Consider the following 18,878-nt stretch of genomic DNA (forward strand, 5'->3'; position numbering starts at 1 on the left):
TTATTTAGTTTCCATCGGGTTTCAAGGCTTCCATAAAAATACTTTCAGGCCAATGGAACTTTTCAGCATCATCAGGTTTTTCCGGATCAAAATTCCGGTAATTTTTTGAAATAAATTGCTGCAAAGGCAAGTTTTGTTCAGTAATACTTTTTACAACACATTTTGCCAATTCATAAGCGCCATAAGTATTGAAATGAGTATCATCGGCCAAAGCTTCTGCCTGATTGGGATAAGAATTTGCCGGATAGTAAACAAATGCTTTTTTAGAGAGCTCAGGTCCCATGGCTTCGAACAGTGTTTTACTCATTGCATTTAAATCGATTAAAAAAACATTTTCTTCTTTTGCTACTTCCCGCATTGCGGAAGGATAGTCACCGAGTGTATTGACAATTTTTTTGTTTCCATCAAAAACATGACGGTTTACTGAAGTTACCAAAACCGGAATAGCTTCTAATTGCCGGGCTTTATGAATCCATTCTTTTAATTTTTCTTTATACCCAGAATTTGCTTCCAGATGGCTGTTTCCCGGCTTTTGATCATTATGTCCAAACTCAATAAACAGATAATCCCCAGGTTTTATCCTGTTCCAGATTTTATCAATACGGTGACGGCCTTCAAATGCTTTCAGCGTTTCTCCACTTTCCGCATAGTTAGCCACAACAACCTGATGCGGAATTAAAAAATAAGGAAACATCTGTCCCCATGATGCCCAAGGTTCATATAGCTGATCTACTACCGTAGAATCTCCTGTGAGATAAATCGTTTTTGCGACTTTATTGGGTTGGATTACTACAGCACAAACTTTTGGAGCTTTATCATTAAATTCGATAGTCAGCAAATTATCCCAGTGTAAATATTTTTTTTCTCTCGGTTTTAATTTCACAATCCCAATCTCATTTCCATTTTGATTACGGATGATACTGTCTTTAACATGGACGGTTATTAATTTTTCTACAACATCACCATCTTTTGTTTTCACGTCATCCAATAGTAAACGGCGATTCTCTACGCGTACCGTTGTTTCAGAACTTCCTTTACTATCCCCCAATGTCAATTGTATGTCATAATTCCCTTCAGATAATATAACTGAAAAATAAAAAGGTCGGTCACTTGTGATAAAATCTCCTTTCAAAGTATCTCCTCCTCTGTCAACTGATTTTATATTGGAAATATCCATAAATCCATAACCTGTCTTTCTGTCAAATTTAGAATGTTCTGTGATGGCAATAAAACCGTCCTTCGTTCTGCTTCCTCCAAAATCAAATTTGAAAGTAGTTTGTTGTGCAGAAATAGATGAACAGATAAATACTGTCATAATGATTATCCAATTTTTCATAATCAATCGGTTAAAATATTCACATTCCATCATAAACTGATGATTGTCCAAAACGGTTCCCTATGTAATTTCGATCACTCTGTACTGTCAGAAGAAAACTTTATTTCCGAGCTTCATCAGAATCGTCCTTTTTATCATACAGTTTGTCAGGTGACTCTACTTTTGCTACGTTTACTTTTATTTTCTTTAAATTTTTAATGAAGTTTAGTTTTTCCAGATCGGGCTTCATTGCTTTTATGGTAAGATTTTCGAATGTGAAGTCTGATAATTGATACTGATCGGACGGATCTACCGAAAAAGCAGTTTCACAACTTATATTTATATTTTTCAGAAGAATGTTATGGGCATGTGACATTTTTGGCCCTACCTCACCTTTTAGATCAAAAAACTGATTCCAGGGTTTTACGTATAGAAAAGTTTTAACATTTCCTGTTATATTTTCGACGGTAATATATTCGTAATGCTGTGGTGTATCAGGTCTCATTTTAAGATGCAGGAGTCTGGAGGCATCTTTCACCTTAGAATTTCGTAAAACAATATTATAATTATGAATAGATTCGCTGCCACAAGTAAGCACGCTGTGACAAAATCCAAAACTGTTATCTTCAATGATGATGTTCCTGTTTTCACCATTTTGAGCATCTTTATCGGCATTCGGACCTTTTCCTCCTTTCAGAGCTATAGCATCGTCATTCACGGATAGGTAACAGTTTTTAATTAAAAAATTCTTGCATGCATCAATATCAACGGCATCTGTACTTGGTGCTTTTACAGGTTCTTTCGGAGCCAAAATCGTTAAATGCAGAAGTTTCACAAATTCACATTTATAATAATGGGTACTCCAGAAAGGAGAATTTTTTACGGTAATATCTTCAATCTGAATATTTTTTGAATTTGATATATAGATGATACGGGGTCTCATTTCATCCATATTCGTACACTTAGGATTCCACTCCCGTCTTTTCCAAAATGCTTTCCAAAACCTTAGTCCATTTCCATTTAGAGTTCCTATACCTGAAATGGTAAAACCATCCAATCCGTCTGCATTAATAAGGGCTGGAAAGTAATTGATAGTCTGTCCCTCCATCCTGGTTTTCATTACCGGATAATTGCTTATATCATCACTCCCTTTTAAGACAGCCCCTTTCTCTAGATGCAAATGGGTACCTTGTTTAAAAAAGATAGAACTTATCAGGAATGTTCCCTTAGGCACTATAATGACACCACCGCCACTTTTAGCAGCCTGGTCAATAATGGCTTGGATCTTCTTTGTCTGAAGAATGGTACTGTCATTCACAACTCCAAAATCTGTAAGGATATATTTTTTACCTAATGTATTAATGTCCGTAGGTTTGTTTTCTTTAAACCATTCCGGAATCCGGGTTCCATCCGGGAACAGATCCTGACTTTTTACTCCCGATGAAGAGAAAAGCATTATCAACAGAAACCAATAAAAAACTGATGTATTTTGAAATTTCATAATTTATTCTTTCTTGCTATATAATTTTTGATTTTTATAGCTATTAACAAAAATATATTCGTTTTAGTGTAATGAAACCGGGTTCTGCAACCCATTTGATTGATAATATAGAACCTCAACATTAATTTCCTCTTAAATCAATTCCTCTTCTTCAGTAAGACAGTAACAAAACTATCCTGAATTTCATCTTCATAAAAATATACATTTTAGGAGCTTACGGTATCCTGCTCTTTCATGTTAACTCATCTTATAATTTTAATTCTTTTTATAATCTCTGTTTATTTCAAACAAAAAAAACAAATTTATGCAATCGATTGCTCAAATTCAACTTTACGAATCAATTTTGGGAGCAATATAGAATAAATTTATCAGTTATGCTTATAGAAAATCCATGTTTATAATAAGAGATTAAATCCGTAAATAACTGATATTGAAGCACTCAAATATCCGAAACCATATAATTTATTAAATTTTCAAAAATAAATCAAATATTGTATAAAATTACTATTTTTAAATCCCTACAATTATTAACTACAATGAAATTTATAGGATATGATGTCGGAAGCTCATCAATAAAAGCTTCTATCGTAGATAACAAAGGTAGATTAATTGCTCATGCCAAATATCCGGAAAATGAGATGTCTATTGATTCACCAAAAATTGGTTGGGCAGAACAAAATCCTGAAGAATGGTGGCAGAATTTACGGATACTGACTCAAAAGATAATTGCAGAGAGCCATATCGACAAAAATGAAATCAAAGGCATTGGAATTTCGTACCAGATGCATGGCCTCGTATTGGTGGATAATAACAGGAAGGTTCTCCGGCCCTCTATTATCTGGTGCGATAGCCGTGCAGTTGAAGTTGGTGATTCCGTTTTTCAGGAAATTGGTAAAGAAATATGTATGAAAGAATTACTAAATTCTCCTGGAAATTTTACCGCTTCAAAGTTAAAGTGGGTACAGGAAAATGAGCCTGAAGTCTATGAAAAAATCTGGAAATTTATGCTTCCGGGAGATTTTATCGCTCTTAAATTAAGTGGAGAGGCCACCACTTCCATCACTGGGCTTTCCGAAAGCATTCTTTGGGACTTTGAGAGAAATGAAGTTTCCAAAACAATGCTTACTCACTTAGGCATTGATCAATCGCTGGTTTCTGATGTAGTTGAAAACTTCAAAATACAGTGTACTGTTTCGCAGCAAGGTGCTGAGGAAAGTGGCTTACCTGTAGGAATTCCTATTTTTTACCGTGCAGGAGATCAACCCAATAATGCATTAGCACTTAATGTGATGAATCCAGGCGAGATAGCTGCTACAGGAGGAACATCCGGAGTTGTATATGGTGTTACAGACACAATACAATCCAACGAACCTGTGCGTGTCAATAATTTTGCGCATATCAATCACACCAAAGAAACCCCAAGAATTGGAAAAATGCTTTGTTTAAACGGTGCAGGTATTCAATATAGCTGGCTTCGCCACCAGGTGGATCAGAAAAGACATTCTTATCATGATCTGAATGCAATTGCCTCTGAAATTCCTATAGGATCAGATGGAATTATTGTACTCCCTTTTGGGAATGGTGCCGAAAGGGTGTTAAATAATAGGGATATCGGTGCATCTGTTTTTAATCTCAATTTTAACCGTCATAAAAGTGAGCACTTATTCAGAGCAGGTTTGGAAGGTATCGCTTATTCTTTTGTGTATGGAACAAATATTCTATTATCGGATGGGTTGCAAAATGGAATTATTAAAGCTGGTGGGGATAATTTATTCCGTTCATCCTTATTTACACAGTCGATTTCTTCGTTACTGAATACTGAAATCAGGATTATTGATTCTACAGGGTCTACTGGTGCAGCCAGAGCTGCTGCTATGGGAGCTGGAGCATTTGATAGTTTTGATGATATACTTAGTAATAAAGATATTTTAAAAAGCTATTATCCTGAGCACATCTATTATGATCAATATAAAGAAAGCTATGAAAGATGGAAAACAAAATTATTACAAATTTTAAATAATTAATTAAATTCTTGATTCATTTAATGCAATCGATTGCATTAAATGAATACAATAAATTTTAAACTAAAAAATAGATCAATGGCAATTACAACAGGCAACAAAGAGTATTTTAAAGGAATCGGAAAAATCCAGTTTGAAGGAAAGGAATCTGATAATCCCCTGGCATTTAAATATTATGATGAAAACAAAGTAGTTCGTGGAAAGACCATGAAAGAATATTTCAAATTTGCTACAGCTTATTGGCATACATTCTGTGCCACAGGAGGAGATCCTTTTGGGGTGGGAACGCAACATTTTGACTGGCTCACAGCATCAGATGCAAAACAAAGAGCTGTCGAAAAAATGGATGCAGCCTTCGAATTTTTCACAAAATTAGGTGTTCCTTACTACTGTTTCCATGATTATGATTTAATTGATGAGGCAGGAAATTTCAAAGAGTCAACAAAAAGATTAGAATTTATAACAGATTATGCCAAAGAAAAGCAGTCAGCTTCAGGGGTAAAATTATTATGGGGAACTTCGAACTGTTTTTCTAACCCCAGATTCATGAATGGTGCTGCAACAAATCCTTCTTTTGATGTGTTAGCCTACGCTGGAGGCCAGGTAAAAAACGCGTTGGATGCAACTATTAAATTAAGTGGTGAAAATTACGTTTTTTGGGGTGGTCGCGAAGGCTATATGTCATTATTGAATACCAATATGAAACGTGAGCAGGAGCATATGGCAAAATTTTTACATATGGCAAAAGATTATGCTCGTTCCCAAGGATTTAAAGGAACATTTTTCATCGAACCCAAACCAATGGAACCTACAAAACACCAATATGATTTTGATGCAGCAACATGTTTAAATTTCCTTCGTCAATATGATCTGTTGGCTGACTTTAAACTGAATATTGAAGTGAACCATGCTACTTTAGCACAACATACATTCGAACATGAGCTGCAGGTTGCTGCAGATAACAATGTACTGGGAAGCATTGACGCCAATCGCGGAGATTATCAGAACGGCTGGGATACAGACCAATTTCCTGTTGATTTATATGAAATGACTCAGGCGATGTTGGTGATCATCCAGGCTGGAGGTCTTCAGGGGGGAGGTGTAAATTTCGATGCTAAGATCAGAAGAAATTCTACGGATCTGGAAGATATTTTCATCGCTCATATCAGTGGAATGGACAATTTTGCAAGAGCTTTTATGGCAGCCGATACTATTTTAGAAAAATCAAAGTATTCCGAAATCAGAAAAAATAGATATTCATCATTCGATGGCGGTAAAGGGAAAGATTTTGAAGAAGGAAAATTATCACTTGCTGATCTGGCTTCACATGCTGAAGAACTTGGAGAAGTAGGCAGAGAAAGTGGTAAACAGGAATATCTAGAGAGCTTGATTAATCAATATTTATAATTAAAACTAATGAAATTATGCAAATAATAGATTCCGGTCCGCAATATTCTTCAGGATCTAAGGCGGAAATCAATATGGTGTATGTTACTATGCTTACACTAGTAGCCACTTTGGGCGGGCTTTTGTTTGGTTATGATACGGCAGTGATTTCAGGAGCAGAAAAATCAATACAAGAACATTTAGTTACTCCTCTGGGATTAAGCTCATTGGCACATGGAGCCACCATTTCCAGTGCTTTAATCGGATGTATAATCGGAGGAGCAATTTCAGGACTTATCTCCACACGGTTAGGCCGGAAGAAAGCTTTAATGCTTGCTGCATTTCTGTTTTTTATAAGTGCTTTGGGAGCTGCCTATCCAGAGTTTTTATTCTTTAAGAAAGGAGAAACTTTGATGGGTGTTTTATTGGCTTTCAATCTTTACAGAATTATAGGTGGGATTGGAGTCGGTCTTGCTTCAGCAGTATGCCCAATGTATATTGGGGAAATTGCACCAGCTGAAATTCGTGGAAGACTTGTTTCTTTAAATCAGTTTGCCATCATTTTCGGAATGCTTGTTGTGTATTTTGTCAATTGGGGAATTGCTGACGGGAAAAGTATTGAATGGATCAACCAGATCGGTTGGAGATATATGTTTTTATCACTAACCATCCCGGCTGCCTTATTTGGAATTTTATTATTTCTTGTTCCGGAAACGCCACGCTATCTCACTTTTATCAATAAAGACGAGGAGGCACTTAAAATTTTAACAAAAATAAACGGCCAGGAACGTGGAAAAGAAATATTTTCGGAAATAAAAGGGACTGTTGCAGAACATAAAAGTGACATTTTTTCTTTTGGAAAAACAGTAATCATTATTGGAATTTTACTTTCCGTTTTTCAGCAGTTTGTAGGGATTAATGTAGCTCTTTATTATGCACCCCGTATTTTCGAAAGCATGGGTGTTCATAAGGATGCCTCTATGCTGCAGACTGTAGTGATGGGACTGGTGAATGTAGTTTTTACAGTTATTGCAATTTTTACCGTCGATCAATGGGGAAGAAAACCTCTTCTCATTATTGGATCAGTAGGTATGGCCATAGGCATGTTTGCGATTGCTATTTTTTCCTATTTCCATATCATTGGTATTGCCACTTTGATATTTATCATTGTTTATACTGCTTCTTTTATGATGTCGTGGGGGCCGATATGCTGGGTTCTGATTTCAGAGATTTTTCCGAATGAAATAAGGGGAAGTGCAATAGCTATTGCCGTAGCGGCACAATGGGCAGCTAACTATCTTATTTCATCTACCTATCCTTTTATGATGGAGTTCAGCGGAGCTTTTACTTATGGATTTTATGGAGTAATGAGTGTTCTTTCTCTTCTTTTCGTTTGGAAATGGGTCCCGGAAACCAAGAGTAAATCGCTAGAAGAAATAGAGAAAATATGGCAAAAATAAACTTTGCTAGACATTTTTTTAATTACAATTTTCTACTTCTTTGTTTTTAACAAAATTATTATAATATGATTATTTAATCCATGATAGTCTATGGAATAGTTTAATTTTATTTTAAGTATAAAATACATTTTATTTCCTAGTGATTAGACATAATTTGATTAAATTTACGTCAACGATGTATATCATTTTGATATAGAAAAAACAGCAGAAAAAAAACATTTATGAATAAAAAAAGTGCCACAATATATGACATTTCAAAGAAGCTTAATGTGAGTGTGGCTACTGTTTCCAGAGCACTTAATGATCATCCGAGAATCAGCCAGGCAACAAAAGATTTGGTAAAGAAAACCGCTAAAGAAATGAATTATAAGCAGAATAATCTTGCCAAAGCTCTTAAAAGCGGAGAAACAAAAAACGTAGGGATTATTGTTCCTTATATCAATACTAATTTTTTCTCATCTGTAATTCGCGGCATTGAAGAAGAACTTTCTCCACATGGTTACCATGTAATCATCTGTCAGAGTCATGAAGATGTTACTATTGAAAAAAGACATCTCAATACTTTATTGAATGCCCAGGTAGATGGAATATTTATGTCTGTTTCAAAAACAACCATTAATACGGAGCATATTCAGAGTATTTTAGATACCAGCAATACGCCGATTATATTCTTTGACAGGAAAAAAGATATTCCGGGAATAAGTACGGTAACAATTGATGACTACCGTGGTGGTTATATGGCGACAGAACATCTGATCAAAGAAGGATATAAAAATATTTGTCATTTTGCCGGAGATCTTAACCTTGAGATCTATCAAAACCGTCTTAACGGTTATAAACAGGCATTAATTGACCATAAGTTCCAAATAAAAGAAGATAATATCATTTCTACCGGAAGTGCAATTGATGCAGGAATTGATGCTATTAAAAAACTATGGGACAAAAAGTCGGTTCCAGATGCTATCTTTTCTTCCAGTGACTTTGCTGCATTGGGAGCCTGTCAGGAATTAAAAAAACGCAAAATAAAAATTCCTGAAGAAGTTGCGGTTATAGGATTTTCTAATGAGCCCTTTACTCAGTTTATGGAGCTTCCAATGAGTTCCGTAGACCAAACTCCACTCATAATGGGAAAAATGGCAGGACAGGTATTTATTGAAAGTGTAAAAGAAAATGGATCAGGTGTTTCCATAGAAAAAAAGGTGGTTTTAGCACCTCAGCTCTATATCAGAAAATCTTCTAAAAGGAAATAGCTTTAAAGCCTCTATTTTCTCCAAAATAACAAAAGAGTTCAATATGGTATTGAACTCTTTTGTTATCTATTATTTACAATTAAAATTTTATAAAGAAACTCCCCTTCTCCAGGGAATAAAATCATTCTGATTTAAAATAGCAGCTTTTGTTTTTACTTCACCACTGGCTACTTCAATTATAAATTCTAATAATTCTTCAGCTTTTTCATCAATTGTTTTTTCACCGGTAATTATGTCTCCGGTGTTAAAGTCGATGATATCGGGCATCCTTTCAGAAAGTGATGTATTGGAAGAAATTTTAACAACAGGTACAACAGGGTTTCCAGTAGGCGTTCCGAGACCTGTAGTAAATAAAACCATATTTGAACCGGATCCCACAAGTGCTGTGGTACATTCTACATCATTTCCGGGAGTACATAATAAATTCAGCCCCGGTTTTTCAATATACTCTGTGAAATCAAGAACATCCTGAATCGGAGATGAACCTCCTTTTTTAGCTGCTCCGGCTGATTTCATAGCATCTGTTATCAATCCATCTTTAATATTTCCAGGTGAAGGATTCATATCAAAGCCTGATCCTGCAGCAACAACTGATTTTTCAAAATCCTGCATTAATGTTAAAAATCTTTCAGCATCTTTTTCATTCACACAACGGTTAACCAACTCCTGCTCTACTCCACACAGTTCGGGAAATTCGGAAAGAATGGTGGAACCACCGATTCCGGCCATTAAATCTGATAATTGTCCTAAAACCGGATTCGCAGAAATCCCTGAGAAACCATCTGATCCGCCACATTCCAATCCCAGAACAAGTTTTGAAAGAGGTGCGGGCAACCTTTGGATTTCATTGGCCTGTTTTATTGCTTCATAAGAATCTTTGATGATACCATTCAGCATTTCATCTATAGTTCCTGATTTTTGTTGTTCGTAAACAATAATAGGCTTTTTGTTATCCGGACTTATTTTTTCTAAAGCTTCTTTAAATAGATCAACCTGTAAATTCTGGCACCCAAGACTCAAAACGGTAGCTCCGGCTACGTTCGGATTTTTAACATAGCCTGCCAATAGTCGCCCCAAAGCTTCTGCATCCTGACGAATACCACCACAACCACCCTGATGGGTGATAAATTTAACATCAATATTTTTAAAAATCCGCGAGTCCTTTTCATCTTCAATAGCAGTTTCAGTTTCAGAGTTATTCACCAATGATCTTAATAATAACTGATGCTTTGTTACTTTTTCAAACAAAAGCTCTTTTTCAAAAACTTCCTTTAAGATTTCGATATTTCTGTTTTCACAAAAAACCAGTGGAAAGAAAAGCCATACATTAGATGTTCCAACCTGTCCGTCTTCTCTATGATAACCATTGAATGTTTTGTCTTTCCATTTTTCAATATCCGGAGCGGTCCATGGAGTTATTTCCGTTTTCCCTTCAACTTTTGCACTTTGATGTTTTACATTTTCCGTAGTGATAACTTCACCTTTCTGAATAGGAAGGTTGGCTTTTCCCACGAGAACACCATACATAATGATCGCATCTCCAATTGCAAGATCTTCGGTCACGAATTTATGTTTTGCCTTTGTATTTTTTACAATATCATAAGTAAGATTACCCAAAGTAACAGTTTCCCCCTCCGTTAAATCTACCAACGCCACTGCTACATTATCCACGGGATTTACTTTCAGTACTTTCTTTTGCATAATTTCTTAAGAATTAAATTTGATAAAGTTTTTATAAGCAGTTTCAATATCATTATGATCGATTTCCCATAATGCTTTTGCTACCGCTGATTTTAAACCCTGAACTTTAGTAAGATCAATATCCCAGAAATGCGTTTCACTAAGTGCCAATTCAGCAACTATCTCATAATCTTCATTTTTCCAGATTTCTTTGAATCTGTTTATAATGAATTCCTCATCGTTCAACGGCAGTGTTTTTTCACCATAACTTCCCTGATAGAATCTGATTAAACTCGCTAAAGAAAAAATTAGGTTCAACGGTAATCTGCTATTGATCTCAAAATATTTTAAGATACTCGGAACAATTCTCACTTTAAATTTAGAAACAAAATATAAAGCGATACTTGCCTGATAATGCTTGATGAAAGGATTTCTGAACCGGTCGAAAACCTCTTCTGCAAATTCTTTCAATTCAATTTCATCTAACCCTAAAGTAGGATTAACTTCATTTGATATAGTTTCGGTTAAAAATCTGCCTATAAACTCATCATCTATAGATTCTTTTACCGTCTCCTTGCCAGATAAAATAGCTGGAGCTAACATCAAACTGTGGCCTCCGTTCAGTATCCTGACTTTTCTTAAACGGTATGGCTGGATATCATCTACCACCAATATCTGTTCGTCAATTTTATCAAAAGGAATTCTCTCCTTCAAATTTCCAGCATCCTGGATCACCCAAAGCAAAAATATTTCTGAGACCACCATCATCTGATCTTCGTAATCCAATTGACTTTCGTAAGTTTCTAAATCATCCTTTGGATATCCTGGAACAATTCGGTCCACCAATGTATTGTGAAAATAATTATTTTGTTCAATCCATTTTATAAAACCTTCTCCTAAATTCCATAGATCAGCATACTTTAAAACAATTTTTTTTAAAGCAAATGCATTATCTTCAATCAGTTCGCAAGGAATAATCCGAAGTCCTTTTTTTGTATCTCCATTGAAATATTTAAATCTTTCATGAAGTAAAACGGTTAATTTTGCGGGAAAATTCTTGTGTGGTCCTTGATAACCGGTTTCCGATTCATCATATGTGATTCCTGTCTCTGTTGTATTTGAAAAAATAAATTCTAATTCTTCTTCTTTTGCCAGTGCTAAGAATTCATCATAATTTGTATAAGGATTGATCGATTTTTGAATCGCAGAAACCACCTGTTTGGTATCAATAATTTTTCCTTTTTTTACTCCTCTTGAGAAAAGTGTATATAAATTACCCTGTTCTTCCAGTTTATGAACAGCCCCCCCCACTGTGGGCTGAACATTTACTATTCCAGCATTAAAACCTTTTTCTTTATTTAACTTATCAATTACGTAATCTGTAAATCCCCGCATGAAATTTCCACCTCCAAACTGTACAATTTTTATAGGAAGTTTTTCCTGAGAATCCAGCAATTCACGGTTTAATTTTTGTTTTAACTGTCTTTCCATCATTATTTACTTATTACTTTATATTTAGGAACCAATGCTTTCATTACACTCCATGCAATCAGATAAGCTACTGCACATACTGAAAAAATAATCATATATCCTTTATCTATTCCGTCTGATACAATGGCTCCTGACTTTTCCAACTGTTCAAAAAAACCTTCCGGTAAACGTTGATTGACGTATTCTGGATATAGTTCCAGTAATGGAGTTCCATTAATGGTTGTCCATGCCTTATGAGCATGATCGAACAGTACCCCAGAAGATTTATTAATTAAAAATGAACCAATACCACCTGCCATTCCACCTATTCCGGTAATCGTAGCAATGGCTTTTTTGGGAAACATATCGCCTACTGTCGAGAAGATATTTGCTGACCAGGCCTGATGAGCCGCACCTGCTATCCCGATAATCACAACCGGAATCCAATAGGTTATAGAGCCCAGAGGTTGAGCAAAAAGCGCCAGCAGAGGGAAAAATGCAAAAATTAGCATGGCTTTCATTCTTCCTGTGTAAGCATTCATCCCTCTTTTTTCCACGAAATATTTAGGAAGCCACCCGCCAATAATTGAAAACAGTGTAATCATGTACAATACAAACAGGGGTAATGCACTTTGGGTACTGTCCATTTTGTAGACAGAGCTTAGATAAGCAGGTGTCCAAAATAAGAAGAACCACCAGATTCCGTCAGTCATAAATTTTCCGAAAGCAAATGCCCAGGTTTGTCTATAACTGAAACATTCTTTAAAAGAAAATATCTTTTCAGGAATATTTGAATCCACATTGGATTCATCATCCTGATCCTGCTGGATATACACTAGTTCATGTTCATTAACCTTATGATGCTCATGGGGTTTTTTATAATAGAATATCCACAATCCCATCCATAAAAAACCTAAAGCTCCGATGATAATAAATGCCCACTCCCAGCCCATCGATTTTGCTATAAAAGGAATAGTAATGGGTGCAGCTAAAGCTCCCACTGTCGCTCCTGCATTGAATATACTTGTCGCTAAAGCCCTGTCTTTTTTAGGAAAATATTCTGCCGTTGTTTTAATTGCCGCTGGAAAATTTCCTGCTTCTCCAACTGCTAATACAAAACGTGCAAAAATAAATAAGGTTACGCTGGTACTGATTACAGTTGAGACATTATCTACTGTTCCTATAATTTCTTTAGATTCTCTAAATCCTACGAACCAGCTTCCGGTAAGAATACCAGATGTGGCAATCCCACAAAATGCATGTAAACAAGCACCTACAGACCAAATAGCAATTGCCCAAAGGAAGCCTTTTTTCGTATCCATCCAATCAACAAATTTTCCTGCAAAAAGCATACTTCCTGCATAGAAAATGGAGAATAATGCGGTGATATTTCCGTAATCATTATTGTTCCAATGAAATTCCGGAGCGATAAAATCTTTCCAAGTTAATGATAATACCTGCCTATCCATATAATTAATGGTAGTGGCAATGAACAATAAAAAACATATTGTCCATCTAAAACCAGTAGGTTTAGAGGATACTTCTTTTTTCATATCAATCTTTAATAGTATTGATTTTTTATTAATTTTAAAAACAAAATGGGTATAAAATACCCTTCCAAGCTATTTTTAACTAAGAATTTTTATTCGATTAAACCTTTTCCGTTTAAACCGGTATTAAGAATTGTTTTAAAACGATCTTAATTCTTTGATGAGTTCAATTGAGCTTTTCACAACGTCTGTAATTTTCCCGTAATCATACGTTCCGTCATTATTTTTTACAAACAACTGTGAACCCAGACCCACGCAATACGCTCCGGCAGATATCCATTCTGTAAGGTTTTCCTTTGTCGGAAGAACTCCACCTGTAGGCATAATATTTGACCACGGCATCGGTCCTTTTACTGCTTTGATGAATTCCGGTCCTCCCACCTGGGATGCAGGAAATATTTTAATAATTTCAGCACCCAACTCTTCAGCATAGGAAATTTCAGAAACTGACCCGCAGCCTGGCATCCAGGAAATTTTTCTCCTGTTACATACTTTTGCTATATCTACATTCAATAAAGGGGAAACAATGAAGTTGGTTCCGGACTGAATATACAGCGAGGCTGTTCCGGCATCTACCACTGAACCTACCCCTAAAATCATCTCAGGAAGTTCTTTGGCTGCATATTTTGTAAGTTCGGTAAAAACTTCGTGTGCATAATCCCCCCTGTTCGTAAATTCAAAAACACGTGCTCCACCATCGTAGCATGCTTTTAAAATTTTCTTGCCTATCTCGGCATCAGCATGATAAAAGACAGGAACAACTCCCGTTTCTCTAGCTTTTAACGCAACGTCTATACGTGTAAATCTTGCCATAATTATCTTTTTATTCTTCCACCAGAATTTCCGTTCATTACTTCCAAAATATCTTCTGCACTGCAGTAATTGGTATCTCCCAAAATAGTATGCTTGATAGCACAGGCTGCATTGGCAAATTTCAATGCCTTTTCATCATCGAAATTTAACAATCCGTAAATCAGGCCTGCTGCAAAAGCATCTCCGGTTCCTATTCTGTCAACCACCGGGCTTACTTCTAAAAGTTCAGTTTCAAAATAAGTTTCTTCAACCCAGGCTCTTCCCTGCGTTTGCTGAGAGCTTGCCGTAACACCGATTCTTACTTTATCGAAAATCCTATGAATAGAAGGAATTTGTTTTTTTAATTCTTTACAAGCTTCAATGAAGCCTTTCTGATCTGTTGAAAACTGAGTGTCTAAAATTTCGTTGATTTCATTTACACCACCAATAAAAATCGTGGAATAGGAAACCAGCTCCTTTAAAATTTCATTTCCATTTTTGCCGTATTTCCAAAGGTTTGAGCGATAGGCTGGATCGGTTGTGATCTGAATACCCATTTCCCTGGCTAGTTTTAAACCTTCTTTCAAAGTTTCATACGCTCCTTCAGAAATCCCAGGACTAATACCCGTCCAGTGAAAAAATTCACAGCTTTCCAAAGCTTTTTTCCAGTCAACCTGTTCTGGTTTTATATGAGAAAAAGAACCATGGAGTCTATTGTAAGTAATTCTACTTGCACGAACCGACGAGCCTACTTCAAGAAAATATAATCCCAGAGGATGCTCGTTTGTATTGATAAATGAAGTATCAATCCCAAAACTTTTAATGAAAGAAATTGCAGATTCACCCACAAAATCATCAGAAACATTGCTGATATGCTTTACATCACAACCTAAAGTTGCCAGTGATGAAGCAACATTAAGCTCCGTACCTCCGAAATAGAATTCCATTTCAGAGCTCTGCTTCATAGTTTTATTTCCGGGAGGTGAAAGTCTCATGATTACTTCACCGAATGTGACTATTTTACTGCTCATAATTTCACTTTAAAAATCAAAATAATTTTTAGCGTTATGATAGCAGATATCTGAAACCGTTCTTCCAATAAGCTCAATATCATCTGGCAATTCACCGTTCTTCATTTCTTCGCCGAAAAGATTACACAATACCCTTCTGAAATATTCGTGTCTCGGATAAGAAAGAAAACTTCTCGAGTCTGTAAGCATTCCTACAAAACAGCTTATAAGTCCCATATTTGAAAGGGCATTCATCTGCTTTACCATTCCATCTTTCTGATCCAGAAACCACCATCCGGAACCGAATTGTACCTTTCCTTTCACACTGCCATCATTGAAATTTCCGATCATTGTTGCAAAAATTTCATTATCGGCAGGATTTAGATTATAAAGAATCGTTTTAGCCAGCTTATCTTTTCCATCCAGCGTATTCAGGAATTTAGACAGTGCTTCAGCCTGAACGAAATCTCCGATAGAATCCCAGCCTGTATCAGGTCCTAAAACCCTGTGCATACGTTCGTTATTATTCCTCAAAGCGCCAAGGTGGAACTGTTGAACCCATCCGAATTGATGATAGGTTTCACCTAAAAATAATAAGATCGCTGTTTTGAATTGATTAACCTGCTTTCCGGCAATCACTTTTCCTGATAACTTATCACTGAAAATTGTATTGATCTCAGCATCTGTAAATTCTTCAAAAGAAATATTATTCAATCCGTGATCACATAATCTGCAACCATTTGCGTGGAAGTATTCAATTCTTTTTAATAAAGCATCACAAAGGCTTTGATAGGAATCGATTGTAATTCCTGCCGATTGTCCGAGTTTGGCCAGATAGTCCGCGAAATTGTGGTTTTCAATCAAAATAGCTTTGTCAGGACGAAAGGCTGTACTTACTTTAATACTGAAATCGGTTTTTGCTATTTCCTGATGGTAATTTAAAATATCTGTAGGATCTTCGGTTGTACATAAAGATTCTACATTCATCATTTTTAACAGACCTCTTGTTGATTTTTCAGGAGTATGTAATTGTGCGGTAACGTTTTCATAAATTTCACCTGCATTATCTTCGTTAAGAAGTTCATCGATCCCAAAATAACGTTTCAATTCCAGATGTGTCCAGTGATACAATGGATTTCTTAATGTGTAAGGCACTGTTTTTGCCCATGCTTCAAATTTTTCTTTGTCAGAAGCATCTCCTGTAATGAACTTTTCATTCACTCCCATGGTACGCATAGCTCTCCATTTATAATGGTCTCCGGCAATCCAGACTTTAGAAATATTCTCAAACGCAGTGTTTTCTGCAATATCTTTAGGGATCAGATGATTATGATAATCGATGATCGGTAACTTTTCTGCATAGTTAAAATATAACTCTTCAGCGTATTTATTTTGTAGTAAAAATTGATCTGTTATAAAGGATTTCATTGTAGTTTAATTCTGTTATTACTCATTTGCAGGTTTCCCGATAGTCGCCAGAATACCACCGTCCACATAAATGATCTGCCCGTTGATAAATCTGCTCGCATCGGAAGCTAAGAAAATAGCTGTCCCTGCAAGGTCTTCAGGGTTTCCCCATCTTCCGTCCGGAGTTCTGCTAATGATAAAATCATTGAAAGGATGACCGTCTTCTCTGATTGGCTCTGTCTGTGATGTTGCAAAATATCCCGGGCCAATTCCATTTACCTGAATATTGTGCTTCGCCCATTCTGTTGCCAGATTTTTTGTAAGCATTTTAAGCCCTCCTTTTGCTGAAGCATACGCCGCTACATTATCCCGGCCAAGCTCACTCATCATTGAGCATATATTAATGATCTTTCCTGATTTCCTTTTGATCATATGCTTACCAACGAGTTGTGACATGATAAAAGGACCTGTAAGATCTACATCGATTACCTTTCTAAAATCTTCAATATCCATATCAATCGCCGGAATACGTTTGATGATTCCTGCATTATTCACAAGGATATCAATCTTCCCATGTGTAGCAATCATAAGCGCTACCTTCTGAGCAGCCTCAAGTTTGTCTGTTACATCAAAAAGATAACCCGTTGCATGATATCCTTTTTCGCGATAATAATTTAAAGCTTCCTCTAACTTTGAAGGCGTTGTACTTGTGATGGCCAGTTCCGCCCCTGCAGAAGCTAAGCCTTCAGCCATTGCCATTCCCAATCCGTGAGTAGCCCCTGTAACGACTGCTACCTTACCGGATAAATCAAATAAATTCATTGGAAAATTACTTTAGTTCGTTAGTTTTGATACCATCCATATCGCCATAGTCCATATTCTCACCGGCCATACCCCAGATAAAAGTATAATTAGAAGTTCCAACTCCAGAGTGGATAGACCATTCCGGGGATAAAACAGCCTGACGGTTTTTCATAAAAATATGACGTGTTTCATCAGGTTGTCCCATAAAGTGACTTACCGTTTGATCTTCCTGCAGATCGAAATAGAAATATGCTTCCATTCTTCTGGTATGAGTATGTGCAGGCATTGTATTCCAAACACTTCCAGGGTGAAGTTCAGTCATTCCCATTTGAAGCTGACATGTTTGAAGGACGCTATTAACAATCAGTTTGTTTATCGTACGTCTGTTGGCGTATTTTTCCTCCCCTAGTTCCACAATCTCAGCCTCGCTCTTCGTTATTTTTCTTGTCATATAAGAATGATGTGCCGGAGCAGAGTTGATATAAAAATAAGGTTGTTCATCACCCGATTTTTCAAAAATCACTTCTTTTGCCCCTTTCCCAATATACAAGGCTTCTTTATTCATAAGCTCATATACCTCACCATCTACTGTTACTTTTCCTTTTCCGCCAACATTGATAATTCCTAACTCTCTTCTGTCAAGAAAATATTCTGCTTTCAAATCATCTGTTGGTTCAAGTTTTAAGGACTTCGATAAAGGTAGTATTCCACCTACAATAAGTCTGTCATACATAGAATAGACTAATTTTATCTGATCTTCATTAAATAAATCATCGATTAAAAACTCCCTCCTTAAATCTTCAGTTGTGTACTTTTTAACATCTTCAGGATGGTGGGCATATCGAAATTCTGATTGCGTCATACTTTCTTTTTTTTATACTTTCTTTTTACGGTTTTAATAAAACCAGTTAAACATTGCGTAATCGATTGCATTAAATTACACTTACATTTGATAGAAATACTTGTTGATAAATATATAATTATTATTTAATTAGTAAACAAAAAAATACATTTAATTAAAAAACAACTGTAAATCAACAATATAAAAACAATTATTCCAATAAAATCATTAGGCAAATTACTATAATCCAATGATTTCAATTCCCTAAAATAGAATCCTATTTTAATTTTTAAGCCAAATGGTGTATTATAATAATGATTAACTAACAATATTAAATTACCAATAATAATAGCATTTATATAATAATAGTACGACTATTTCGTGATTTATT

14 protein-coding genes are annotated in these 18,878 nt (G+C 35.9%); 4 read left to right on the top strand and 10 right to left on the bottom strand.

The annotated features are described in order from the left end of the window. Nucleotides 1-4 precede the first annotated feature (4 nt). Together AC3WRL_RS18010 and AC3WRL_RS18015 are read right to left on the bottom strand one after the other, a co-directional pair. Nucleotides 5-1,336, bottom strand: coding sequence for a rhamnogalacturonan acetylesterase (locus AC3WRL_RS18010; protein WP_492330904.1), 1,332 nt, complete (start codon nucleotides 1,334-1,336; stop codon nucleotides 5-7). A 100-nt stretch (nucleotides 1,337-1,436) separates the two neighbouring features. Then, entirely contained in the window at nucleotides 1,437-2,816 is a 1,380-nt protein-coding gene (locus tag AC3WRL_RS18015; protein WP_492330905.1) for a rhamnogalacturonidase, read from the bottom strand. Nucleotides 2,817-3,352: 536 nt separating this feature from the next. Between AC3WRL_RS18015 and AC3WRL_RS18020 the strand changes: the two genes are divergently transcribed. From AC3WRL_RS18020 to AC3WRL_RS18035, 4 genes are all read left to right on the top strand, one after another. Continuing rightward, a complete protein-coding gene (locus tag AC3WRL_RS18020; RefSeq protein WP_214825851.1) occupies nucleotides 3,353-4,840 on the top strand; it encodes a xylulokinase in 1,488 nt (495 codons plus the stop codon). A 75-nt stretch (nucleotides 4,841-4,915) separates the two neighbouring features. After that, nucleotides 4,916-6,244, top strand: coding sequence for a xylose isomerase (gene xylA, locus AC3WRL_RS18025; protein WP_492330906.1), 1,329 nt, complete (start codon nucleotides 4,916-4,918; stop codon nucleotides 6,242-6,244). Between the two features lie 17 nt (nucleotides 6,245-6,261). Next, the gene (gene xylE, locus AC3WRL_RS18030) at nucleotides 6,262-7,683 is read left to right on the top strand and encodes a D-xylose transporter XylE (RefSeq protein WP_492330907.1); all 1,422 of its coding nucleotides are present in this window, start codon (nucleotides 6,262-6,264) and stop codon (nucleotides 7,681-7,683) included. Nucleotides 7,684-7,904: 221 nt separating this feature from the next. Further along, complete coding sequence (locus tag AC3WRL_RS18035; protein WP_214825857.1) at nucleotides 7,905-8,933, top strand: LacI family DNA-binding transcriptional regulator; 1,029 nt, start codon at nucleotides 7,905-7,907, stop codon at nucleotides 8,931-8,933. Nucleotides 8,934-9,020: 87 nt separating this feature from the next. Here the strand turns inward: AC3WRL_RS18035 and AC3WRL_RS18040 are convergent, their stop codons facing one another. The 8 genes from AC3WRL_RS18040 to kduI all read right to left on the bottom strand — a co-directional run bounded on the left by AC3WRL_RS18040 (nucleotide 9,021) and on the right by kduI (nucleotide 18,508). Continuing rightward, the gene (locus AC3WRL_RS18040) at nucleotides 9,021-10,634 is read right to left on the bottom strand and encodes a UxaA family hydrolase (RefSeq protein WP_214825858.1); all 1,614 of its coding nucleotides are present in this window, start codon (nucleotides 10,632-10,634) and stop codon (nucleotides 9,021-9,023) included. Nucleotides 10,635-10,640: 6 nt separating this feature from the next. Continuing rightward, nucleotides 10,641-12,104 carry a tagaturonate reductase gene (locus AC3WRL_RS18045; RefSeq protein ID WP_492330908.1) on the bottom strand — a complete coding sequence of 488 codons (1,464 nt, stop codon included), beginning with the start codon at nucleotides 12,102-12,104 and terminating at the stop codon, nucleotides 10,641-10,643. Between the two features lie 2 nt (nucleotides 12,105-12,106). Continuing rightward, entirely contained in the window at nucleotides 12,107-13,636 is a 1,530-nt protein-coding gene (locus AC3WRL_RS18050; RefSeq protein ID WP_261511888.1) for an MFS transporter, read from the bottom strand. 135 nt (nucleotides 13,637-13,771) lie between these two features. Next, complete coding sequence (locus AC3WRL_RS18055; RefSeq protein ID WP_214825860.1) at nucleotides 13,772-14,446, bottom strand: bifunctional 4-hydroxy-2-oxoglutarate aldolase/2-dehydro-3-deoxy-phosphogluconate aldolase; 675 nt, start codon at nucleotides 14,444-14,446, stop codon at nucleotides 13,772-13,774. Between the two features lie 2 nt (nucleotides 14,447-14,448). Then, entirely contained in the window at nucleotides 14,449-15,456 is a 1,008-nt protein-coding gene (locus AC3WRL_RS18060) for a sugar kinase (protein ID WP_261511887.1), read from the bottom strand. Nucleotides 15,457-15,465: 9 nt separating this feature from the next. Continuing rightward, a complete protein-coding gene (gene uxaC / locus AC3WRL_RS18065; RefSeq protein ID WP_492330909.1) occupies nucleotides 15,466-16,863 on the bottom strand; it encodes a glucuronate isomerase in 1,398 nt (465 codons plus the stop codon). An 18-nt stretch (nucleotides 16,864-16,881) separates the two neighbouring features. Beyond that, the gene (locus tag AC3WRL_RS18070) at nucleotides 16,882-17,664 is read right to left on the bottom strand and encodes a gluconate 5-dehydrogenase (RefSeq protein ID WP_492330910.1); all 783 of its coding nucleotides are present in this window, start codon (nucleotides 17,662-17,664) and stop codon (nucleotides 16,882-16,884) included. Between the two features lie 7 nt (nucleotides 17,665-17,671). Continuing rightward, the gene (gene kduI / locus AC3WRL_RS18075; RefSeq protein WP_492330911.1) at nucleotides 17,672-18,508 is read right to left on the bottom strand and encodes a 5-dehydro-4-deoxy-D-glucuronate isomerase; all 837 of its coding nucleotides are present in this window, start codon (nucleotides 18,506-18,508) and stop codon (nucleotides 17,672-17,674) included. Between the last annotated feature and the right edge of the window lie 370 nt (nucleotides 18,509-18,878).

The organism is Chryseobacterium sp. FW101-FHT12H09, from assembly GCF_058790395.1.